The sequence below is a fragment of the Priestia sp. SIMBA_032 genome (assembly GCF_046535215.1).
GTDB classification, from domain to species: Bacteria; Bacillota; Bacilli; order Bacillales; family Bacillaceae_H; genus Priestia; species Priestia aryabhattai.
Genome location: NZ_JAWRXD010000032.1, coordinates 23,653 through 34,284 on the forward strand (window position 1 = coordinate 23,653; position 10,632 = coordinate 34,284).

At 35.4% G+C, this 10,632-nt stretch carries 8 protein-coding genes and 2 pseudogenes; 7 read left to right on the top strand and 3 right to left on the bottom strand.

Annotated features, from left to right (window positions below; translation table 11 throughout):
* Window positions 1–274: 274 nt before the first annotated feature.
* The gene (locus SB717_RS31170) at window positions 275–448 is read right to left on the bottom strand and encodes a hypothetical protein (protein WP_221789543.1); all 174 of its coding nucleotides are present in this window, start codon (window positions 446–448) and stop codon (window positions 275–277) included.
* Window positions 449–913: 465 nt separating this feature from the next.
* Here SB717_RS31170 and SB717_RS31175 point away from each other — a divergent pair.
* Window positions 914–1,114: pseudogene (locus tag SB717_RS31175) on the top strand (potassium transporter TrkG); the annotation flags it as partial.
* A 109-nt stretch (window positions 1,115–1,223) separates the two neighbouring features.
* On the opposite strand, the pseudogene SB717_RS31180 reads toward SB717_RS31175, so the two are convergent.
* A pseudogene (locus SB717_RS31180) lies at window positions 1,224–1,379 on the bottom strand (IS256 family transposase); the annotation flags it as partial.
* A 602-nt stretch (window positions 1,380–1,981) separates the two neighbouring features.
* Here SB717_RS31180 and SB717_RS31185 point away from each other — a divergent pair.
* Both SB717_RS31185 and SB717_RS31190 read left to right on the top strand, forming a co-directional pair.
* Complete coding sequence (locus tag SB717_RS31185) at window positions 1,982–2,755, top strand: alpha/beta fold hydrolase (protein ID WP_410906520.1); 774 nt, start codon at window positions 1,982–1,984, stop codon at window positions 2,753–2,755.
* 821 nt (window positions 2,756–3,576) lie between these two features.
* On the top strand, window positions 3,577–4,353 hold the full coding sequence (locus SB717_RS31190; protein WP_410906522.1) for a DUF4046 domain-containing protein: 777 nt from the start codon (window positions 3,577–3,579) through the stop codon (window positions 4,351–4,353).
* 88 nt (window positions 4,354–4,441) lie between these two features.
* Here the strand turns inward: SB717_RS31190 and SB717_RS31195 are convergent, their stop codons facing one another.
* Window positions 4,442–4,666, bottom strand: coding sequence for a YczF family membrane protein (locus SB717_RS31195; RefSeq protein WP_410906524.1), 225 nt, complete (start codon window positions 4,664–4,666; stop codon window positions 4,442–4,444).
* A 132-nt stretch (window positions 4,667–4,798) separates the two neighbouring features.
* Between SB717_RS31195 and SB717_RS31200 the strand changes: the two genes are divergently transcribed.
* From SB717_RS31200 to SB717_RS31215, 4 genes are all read left to right on the top strand, one after another.
* Window positions 4,799–6,421: a spore germination protein gene (locus SB717_RS31200; protein WP_410906526.1), complete on the top strand. Its 1,623-nt coding sequence runs from the start codon at window positions 4,799–4,801 to the stop codon at window positions 6,419–6,421.
* Entirely contained in the window at window positions 6,411–7,640 is a 1,230-nt protein-coding gene (locus tag SB717_RS31205; RefSeq protein WP_410906528.1) for a Ger(x)C family spore germination protein, read from the top strand. The genes SB717_RS31200 and SB717_RS31205 overlap by 11 nt, the downstream gene beginning before the upstream one ends.
* 21 nt (window positions 7,641–7,661) lie before the next feature.
* Complete coding sequence (locus SB717_RS31210; protein ID WP_410906530.1) at window positions 7,662–8,774, top strand: GerAB/ArcD/ProY family transporter; 1,113 nt, start codon at window positions 7,662–7,664, stop codon at window positions 8,772–8,774.
* Between the two features lie 200 nt (window positions 8,775–8,974).
* Complete coding sequence (locus tag SB717_RS31215) at window positions 8,975–10,075, top strand: GerAB/ArcD/ProY family transporter (RefSeq protein ID WP_410906532.1); 1,101 nt, start codon at window positions 8,975–8,977, stop codon at window positions 10,073–10,075.
* Window positions 10,076–10,632 lie beyond the last annotated feature (557 nt).

Sequence of the window (10,632 nt, forward strand, 5' to 3'; positions counted from 1 at the left end):
TATTATTATAATTATGTTGAAAAATCCATTCTTTATGCTAAATCTATAAGTAATAAGTAGTTCATCTTACTAGTTAAAGTAATACTTTTAGGTATAGTTTCAAAGTATTCCAGAAGACGTATTCCATTGTAAGAGTATCAAAATCAGAACATGAGGAACAATCAGATGATCTTCATATGTACTGTCATAATCAATAATAAAGAAAGCAGGTTAATATTTATTAACCTGCTTTTCAGACTAACAAGAACTTAAAGATTTCTCGTTAGAAAGGCCTTTATGATTTCGTAGAAGAAGCATCCTCTTTCTCAGAGGTAAAAACTTTATCTTTGGAGTTAGATAGATGTTTTCCATGCACATCATTGACATTTGCTTCATCAGAAGTATAGCCAGCAGTGTTAAATCTGTCATCCCCTATTGCAGGCTTAGAATTGTTAGACTGATTTTTCATTGTGTACCTCCTAGTTTGGGTTGGATAGACTTAGTATGCTCATGTGCATGGTAATTTATGAGGATGCGTTTAAGTTAAAAGGTATTGGAAATTTAACCAATCTAAAGATTAAAATGTTCCATTAAAATAAGTTTTAATTATTACATCTAATGTATAAAAAGAGCCTATTCCTCCACATTGCTTTTCTGCTTGAACACTTATCATCTATATACAGTGGAAATAATCGTGTAATTTATCTAAAAACTTGTATGGTTTAAAGAATTATCATAATATTTTTCTATCTCTTTCAGTAATTTCGCGTAAAAACTCAATGTTGTTATTAGAGTAAATTAAAGCAGTCCTTAAAAAATCATGATCCCATATCTTAGAACTAGTTGTTTATGCTATTCTAGCGTGTAGTGTTAATACTATTTTAACAGTCACAGTTATCTAGTTTAATCTCTAAAAAAACGGGGATAATGATGGTTTGAAACTATTTCTGCCTTCGGTACCGTTGGATTAAGTGCTGGGCTTACTGGAGATTTGAGTCCGATGGGACGTATTCTAATTACGATTATGATGTTTATTGGGAGGGTTGGGCCTCTTACTATGGCTTTTGCATTTGCCATTCGTTCAAATAATAAGGCGAAAATTCGCTATCCAGAAGAAAATATTCTGATTGGTTAGATCATAAGTGAAAAAAGAATATAAAGCTATCCCCCTTTCTACATAAAAAAACAGGACCGTCAATAATTTTGTGTAAATGGGAGTTTTCTTTTCTTGTGAATGTTATCCATTAGTTTGCTTTAAACATCATTTGTAGCTCTGCGCGAGCTTGATCGAAACCAATATGACATCTTGTCGCAAAGTGCTGATTATACTGGTCAAACTGAGAAACAAGGAAGTGTTCAAGTGACTCTTCGTTAGGGAAGTGTTCCTTACGTTTAGCATGGTCAGTAGTTTTTTATTTTTTTATACATAAGTTATCGATAGTTTGAACAAACTAAACAAGACGCTCTGATAGAGTCATTTACGACTACAATTCAACGAATGGGAGAAGACCCTCTCTTTTGACTGGGAAGAGAGGGTCTTTTTCTATTTTTAAACTGTATATAATATATAGGCGTAGTTAGTGTACTCACAATTATTAGAAATAAGGTAACAAATCCAATTAACATGAATAAAGCACGAAAACTTGATCAAACTATTGAATAAATGGAGAGATGTTCATTCTCAATTTCTCATTGTGTGCTATGAGCAACCTATGAAAAAAGCTTCCCTTAGGCAGACTGGGGAAGTTTTTCTCTTTATATCATATATTTTTAGTCACCACGATTAATGTTACTAGAACTCTTCTTAGCAAGAATAAAATATTTTTTATAGTGAATATAGTCTCTCCATAGTAAATAATGAAAATTTTATTGATTTTAAACGCTTGAGAGCTAATAGGAAATTGTATTGAATTAACTGTCAGATAGAAAAAGATTATAACTTCGTAAATTACATTATCCTTAACTAAAAAGTATTCATTAGCTGATTTTGGAGTGGGAAATAATGACTTTTACTGAAACAAACACTGATCACTATTTGTATTATGAAGAGTATGGACAGGGTGCACCTGTCATCTTTATTCATCCTCCCGGAATGGGAAATAAAGTTTTCCAGTACCAACACGAGTTATCCAAACACATGAGAGTCATCTTTCCTGATCTAAGTGGTCATGGAAGAAGCTCCAAAGCTAAACACTCTGTATCAATCTCTTTCTATGCAAACGAATTAGTACGTTTTATGGATTCGCTGCATCTAGACAAGGTCATTATATGTGGCTATTCTGCTGGTTGTCTAATTGCCCAAGAGCTAGCTATCAATCATCCTCAGCGAATTGAATTATTAATACTTTCAGGAGCTTATCCTCTAGTAAGAGATGTACCTGGACAGCTATTACATAAAACAGGAATGTATATGGTAAGAGAACACTTAAATATCTTAATAAAAGGCCTTGCTATAAGTCATACTCGAGACAAGACACTAAGAAGGAATTTAATTAGTTACATGAAGAAATCAGACCAGGAATCCTGGTATCAGTATTATAATCACTCATTACACTATAACTGTTTAGACAAGCTTCATCACTTAACGATGCCCTTATTGTTTATATATGGTGGAAAAAAGGATTGGACTACTCACTATATGAAAGAGTATAAAAATAAGTGTAAACATGCTGAATTCGTTGTTTTGCCACATCAGGGTCACCAACTGCCTACCAAACAGTGGACTCAGTTTAACGAGTTAATTACAGGATTTGTCTTAAATAGATCTCATTTATAAAACAAAAAGAAAAGACTACTGAGCTAAGTCAGTAATCTTTTCTACGCATAAACCGAATCACCTTTTTCTCTTACTTTAGTGTCCAGTTTATCGTACCATCTCCAAATTGGTTAGATTATGTCTAACAATTGGGGCGCAGTTTAGGCGCAGTTTAGGCGCAGTTCAGGTAGAAGGGTTGTTTTTTGTGATGTGTTCCGGAAATGGTGACTATGTTAACTAAAAGTATATAGAGTGTGTATATAGCTTTTATGGTGAACCTTGTATGTATAAACAGTGGTAAAATATTTAGGCAAAATGAATAATTTTTATTAGAATCTATGTGTAGAAATCACTTCATTACATATGGTTTTCTGCTGGTTAAGGTTGAGGATAATTATGTTTTTTATTTTAATTTTATATTTTCGGGAACAATAAGGGGAAAAATATTAAAGAATCTTATTAAAACCTTTAATATACAGTGGGATAAAAAGAGAAGTGAATTTGCTACAATTTATAGGCCAGAAAGGAATAAATAAAATGAAAAGCTTTATACTTATATTTATGGTTTTTTTGGTATTTATAATTTTTTACCCATTTAAAGATTATATTGATTAACACTAAATATTTTTCCTATATTTCATCTCTACTTCCCTTAGAAATAAGTAAAGTGAACAATGAAAAACTAACTTTTCATTGTTCACTTTATCGTACCATCTCCCAATTCCCTTGATGATTAGTGCTATAGATCTTAAATACTCGTTTAACATTTCTCCACTTGTATATAAATCCCATTATTATACATAATAACAATAAATATACTTTCTCAAAAGGGGCTTTCGATAGTGAATAGAGAACAAGTCATTGAGATTTATAAAGATGTTCTAGATCAAAGAAGAAAACGATTTCCAAATTATTTCTTTGTAGGTAAGGAAGGGGAAAAATATATGCGTTATATGACATGTTATCTACTTGAGCAACGCTTATCGATCCCCATCGATGAAATCCCTCTTCAAGTAGGAGCCAATACATTATGGTCCCATCGTCTAAGACCACCTGCAATGCTTTATGGATGGAATTATTATGAAGTTATCGACAATGCCTATCCAGGAAGATTTAAACCTTGGCAGTTCCAACAAGCTCCTGATAAATATTGGGATGGAGAAGAGGGAAAAAAACGAGCTATTGAAGCAGTAAAGTATGTAATAGAGGAAAAACTAAAAATCCCACTTAAAGAGATTCCTAATCAGGTTAATATTCACTTTTTTAATCAACATAGCCTAGGAGGTGTCTTTTCCCTTTTCGGCCAATCCCCTTTTCAGGTGGTAGAAGCTGTTTATCCTGGGTCCTTTAAACCTTGGCAATTTGCTCATGTTCCCATGAATTGCTGGAAAAATGGAGAATACGTTCGGGAGGCAATGGACGATTTTTTATTCAAACAGCTTCATTTCTCTTCTTATAACGAGGCTTTCTTCAAATTAAAAAGAAATCATTTCACCGATTTTCAGTTAACTGGTCTCTTTCAAATGGCGTTTGATTCCAGAATGAACAACGTGAAGGAATGGATAAAAAATCAACTAACCAATATAGACAATGAACTGTTTTATGTGGATATTGATTAATAAAAGACCAATTGAGACGAATAATCTGAACTAATTTACCGTTATGTCTATTTCCTATTTTTAAAAATAATGATTGATGAATATACGGTTACTTACTTTGATTTTTCTTCTTCATAAAAAGATATAAAGATTCAGCAAAAAAAAGAAAAAGAAGAAAAAAGAGTACAAATAATTCAGCAACCTCCATTACCCTAAATGGACTCACGGCGTTGTACAACGCCTGAGAAACATCAAATCCTTGAAAAATATCGATGCCTAAAGAAAAGCCCATTAAACAGCCCATCATTAAAAGACTAATACTCATGATTTTCATATTTATCACGCTCCATTTAATAGGGTCTTCTCTTTTTTCTATGATGATACATAAATATCTATTGTTAATTTTTACATAAAAAGTTTCTATACGGTTAAATTAATAAAAACTGAAAGAAGGGTGCTTAAATCTATGCCTTCGTTTTTTAAAGATCGAAAACCAAAAAAGAAACGACCACAGGATAACGAGAATCAAACGGCTGATTCTCCAGTAGAACTGATACAAGTTTCATTATCGGGCAACCTTAACATGATTAAGCAGAAAACCGGAAATAGTTCAGATCTCGTTATTCGTGAGATAAAAATGGGGGGGGACTCCCACATTAAAACGGCGATTGTCTACGTAGATGGAATTGTAGATAATCAGTCGATTCAAGAGTATCTACTGCAATCTATGATGAAGGATGATCATAAAGAAGAAATAAATCAGTACAATGCGATAGACCTGCTTTCTAAAGATATAATGACAATTGGGAACATCTCTTCCATCACTAACTTCGATGACCTGTTTGCATCTTTAATGGCAGGCGATACTCTTATTTTAGTGGATGGAGTAAATCAGGCACTGAGTGCTAGCACCAAAGGTGGAGAAAAGCGTTCCATTGCGGAATCTACTACCCAAATGGTGGTACGAGGGCCAAAAGGAGCATTCACCGAGTCTCTTGGGACCAATACAGCTATGGTACGCCGCATTATTAAGACCCCCGATTTATGGATGGAGTCTTTAAAAGTTGGACGTGTAACTAAGACAGATGTGACGCTTATGTACATACATGGCATTGCCAATGATAAAGTCGTTAAAGAAATTCGTCAACGATTAAACAAAATTGATATCGATAGCATTTTGGAATCGGGCTATATTGAACAACTAATAGAAGATCAAGTAGCGACCCCGTTTCCAACTATATACAACACCGAAAGACCTGACGTAGTGGCAGGGAACCTGTTGGAAGGGCGGATTGCTATATTTGTGGATGGAACCCCTTTTGTACTAATTGCGCCAGCTGTATTCATACAATTTTTCCAATCGGCTGAAGATTATTATGCGCGTTTTGACATTGCGACATCGATTCGTCTTTTACGCATTCTTATGTTTCTCATTTCGCTTATCGCACCTGCTACTTATGTCGCCGTTACAACCTTCCACCAGGAAATGGTGCCAACCACGCTTATTGTGGCCATTGCGGCACAAAGGGAAAATGTTCCCTTTCCAGCATTTGTGGAAGCCCTGCTCATGGAACTAACCTTTGAAATCTTACGCGAAGCAGGGATACGCTTACCTAAAGCTATTGGTTCAGCCGTATCCATTGTCGGGGCCCTTGTAATTGGTCAAGCAGCTGTTCAAGCAAGTATTGTGTCACCAGCAATGGTTATCATTGTATCAATCACAGCCATTGCTAGTTTTGCCACACCTTCTTTTGATATGGCGATTTCAGCTCGCTTAATTCGTTTTTTGTTTATGATTGGCGCAGCAACATTTGGTTTCTACGGAATCATTTTGTGCCTTTTAATAATGGTTGTTCATCTATGCAGTTTACGTTCATTTGGGGTACCCTATATGGCCCCATTTGCTCCCTTCATCCCGGTAAACAATGGAGATACTGTTGTGAGATTACCATGGTGGACACTGAGACAAAGACCGAGATTAATTACTGGTAACACGGTTCGGGAAGGAGCAAATCAATACCCACACCCTCCTGCATCTCGTGGTATGGTGAATCGCGATTTTGAAGAAGGTGACAACAATGAAGCGTAAAGGAGCTTTTCTCTTATTAATGATAACAATGACGCTTTTGCTCACAAGTTGCTGGAGTAAAAAAGAATTAACGGACCTTGCGATTGTATCAGCCATGGGTATCGACAAAACGAAAAGTGGAAGATATCACCTAACACTCCAAATTATTAATCCAGGGAACGTAGCCGGAGGATTACAAGGCGGAGGAGCCGGTACACAGAGCCCTCCTGTTACCATTTATTCAGCATCAGGAGATAATATAGTCGAAGCAAGTAGACGGGCTTCAGGCAGAATTTCTCGACGATTGTATTATGCCCATACAAACTTAGTTGTAGTTGGAGAAAAACTGGCCAGAAAAGAAGGGCTTAATACGTTAATCGATGCTTTAGACCGGGATCCAGAATTTCGAAATACTTCCACTCTTGTGGTTGCGAAAAACTCGACCGCAGCTGACCTTGTTAAAACGTTAACGCCAGTTGATAAGATTCCAGCGAATAAAGTGCTAAAAACCTTAGAATTTACGGAAAGAAAATGGGGAGAGAACGTAAAAACATCACTCCAAGAAGTGATGAAGAGCATTGAATCCCCTGGAAGAGGAGCTGTCGTATCAGGATTTCGTCTAGTTGGAAATCCCCAGCAAGCACAAAAGCTAGATAACCTTCAGGAAAGTGAACCTGAGGCAACGCTTCGAGCTTCAGGAATTGCTGTCTTAAAACAGGGAAAGCTAGTGGATTGGCTGTATGGAAAACCAGCCAGAGGAACGGTATGGATTCTCAATAAAATCCAAGGAACGGATATTAATATTGATTGGGCAGGAAAGAAAGAAGCTATTGCTTATCAAACCGTACGACAAAAAACAAGTGTATCTGCCCAAGTGAAGAATGAGAAACCTCATATTTCTGTTCATACACGTGTTGAAGGAGATATCAGTGACATGGAGGTACCTGTTGATATCACGAATCCGAAGGTTATTACAAAAATCGAACAATCTTTGAGGAAAGAAATTAAAAAAGAGCTAAGTGTAGCTATTGAACGTGCACAAAAAAACAAAACGGATATTTTGGGATTTGGCGAAGTAGTTCACCGTACGAGACCCAATCAATTTAAAAAATTAAAAACAGAATGGAATGATGTCTACTTTCCAAAGTTAGAGGTAGATATCACAGTGGAAGCCTATGTACGTCGAGCTGGCTTACGAAATAAATCGTTTCTTTCAGGAGTAAAAGAGAATCAAAAGTAAGGAAAAGGAGGTGCCAGTTAAATGGAGAAAGCAAAAATTAGTGCCAGTCAGCTCTTTATTTTAATGGTCCTATTTGAGCTTGGGAGTGCTTTACTGGTACCTCTCGCCATCGGAGCTAAACAGGATGCCTGGCTTGCGATTCTGCTTGGCATGTTAGGAAGTTTTGTTTTATTTTTAGTTTATCATAAACTTTACACCTATTATCCTGACCTTTTGCCTACAGAATATATGCAAAAAATCTTAGGTAAAGTGATGGGTACTGTACTTGCCTTTGTTTACATTCTTTACTTTATGTATGATGCCTCAAGAGTTCTACGTGATTTTGGTGAAATGTTGTTAACTTTTGCCTATCCTGACACGCCTTTATTCATTGCCAATGCATTATTAATGCTTGTCATTATTTACACCATTAGAAAAGGAATTGAGGTCATAGCTCGATCAGGAGAACTGCTTTTTATTTTTATGTATGTCCTTGCGGTTGCTGGGTTTATCTTAATTGTATCTTCTGGCTTAATCGAGATTAAAAATTTACAACCTATATTAGAAGAAGGATTGTTACCATCATTAAAAGTGGCATTGTCTGAAACGTTATATTTTCCGTTTACTGAAGCTATTGTGTTTACAATGATTTTGCCATATTTAAATGATTCTAAGAAAGCAAAAGTGACTATGTTATGCGCAACGGGACTAAGTGGAATTAATTTGGTTATTACGATGCTCATTAATATTAGTGTACTTGGTGTTAATCTAACTGCACGTTCCCAATTTCCTCTTCTTAGTACAGTCGAGAGCATCCAAGTAGCTGATTTTTTAGAACGTCTTGATGTGTTTTTCATGCTTGCCATGGTGATTGGTATTTTCTTTAAAGTAAGCGTATTATTTTATGCAGCCGTCATAGGTACGGCTAGCTTATTTAAGATTAAATCACCTTCCCGAATGTCGTATCCTTTAGGCATCATCATTCTATTTATGTCTATGACGATTGCGAGTAATTTTCAAGAACATCTCCATGAAGGACTCTATGCAGCAAAATTTGTTCTGCATATTCCTCTCTTCACAATTATTCCACCTCTCCTTCTTCTTGTAGCTTTCTTTAAAAATAGGAAGAAGCATGGAAAAAACAAATTTAACTAGCTAATTTTCATATGGAAGATTGTCATCCTTGTTAAATTCCCCAGTAAAGTTCATACCCGTGGAAAGAATACTTTTAGCCTAGAATTAACCTTAAAGTAAATCTAGTATCTATTACATAACGTTTAAAAGATTGTACGTAATGAAAGTTCGAGAAAGCAAAAGATTAATCTAAATAAAATTAGAAAGGAGGTTCCAGTTGAATGGAGAAGGCAAAAATTAGTGCCAGTCAATTATTTATTCTAATGGTTTTGTTTGAACTAGGTAGTTCTTTATTGGTACCTATTGCAATGGATGTAAAACAAGACGCCTGGCTTGCGATTCTGCTTGGGATGGTAGGAAGTTTTGTTCTATTTCTAGTCTATAATAAGCTGCATTCTTATTATCCGGATCTGCTGCCTACCGAGTACATGCAAAAAATCATGGGTAAAGGGATTGGAACGGTACTTGCCCTTGTCTACATCCTTTATTTTATGTATGATGCATCGAGGGTTCTCCGTGATTTTGGCGAGATGTTGTTAACCTCCGCCTACCCTGAGACTCCTTTATTCATTGTACATACTTTATTAATGCTTGTTATTATTTATACGATTCGAAAAGGAATCGAGGTTGTAGCTCGCTCAGGAGAAATCCTTTTTATATTCATGTATATTTTTGCCATCGCGGGGTTTGTTCTCATCGTATGTTCAGGTTTAATCGAGTTTACAAACTTACAGCCAGTACTTGAAGAGGGTGTTTTACCTGTCCTGAAAGTTGCATTTACTCAAACTATCTATTTTCCGTTTGCAGAAGCGATGGTATTTACAATGATATTGCCGTATTTAAAAGACCAAAAAAAGGCAAAAATGACGATGTTATGTGCAACAGGACTAAGTGGCATCAACTTAATTATTACCATGCTTATTAACATTAGTGTACTTGGGGTTAATTTGACTTCACGTTCACAATTCCCTCTTCTTAGTACCGTACAAAGCATCCAGGTAGCTGACTTTTTGGAACGTCTTGATGTATTTTTTATGCTTGCTTTAGTTATCGGTGGTTTCATTAAGATTAGCGTGTTATTATATGCAGCTGTCATAGGTACGGCTAACTTATTTAAGATTAAATCACCTTCACGTCTTTCCTACCCTTTGGGCTTCGTTATTCTATTTATGGCTAGCACGATTGCGAGCAATTTTCAAGAACATCTCCATGAAGGACTAAAGGTAGAAATGTTTATTCTACATATGCCTATCCTCGCGATTATTCCCCTTCTTCTTCTTTTTGTTGCTTTCTTGAAAAACAGAAAGAAACAGAGAGGATAACAAATTTATTTGTATCTTTTTTCCGAAGTTGAAGTGATTCATATCATCTGTTGAATTCTTATAAGCTAGTGCTTATCAAGGTGAATTTAAACGATTTGAGGTGGTTTTTATGTATACGTGGTTTTATGATCATTTTATTAACACTATCCTTTTTCCTCTTACTTATATAGTGATTGTGGCCATCACTTTAAGTTCGTATGCATACTTTAAACTGGGGAAAACAAAGAATCAATAGTCTCTTTTCTGGTTTAATCAAAAGAATTATTACAGAAGATGAATTTACTGATCTATCTGATGAGCTTTATAAAAATCAAACAAGATTAAGATCTACAATGGAGCTAGAAAAGGAGTTATATCAGAGATGAAGTTCTCAATTAAAAAGAGAAAAAACTACTGCTCCTGTACAGTAGTTTTCCTAGTCGTTGAAATATAGATGTTATGTTGACAATGCTCTATTGCATCTTGGGTAGTTTGCTCAAGATGTTATTTATTATTCATTTTTATAATTATTAAATAAAAAGAAACAGACTTGTTAGGAAGTCTGCAACTGCAACAAG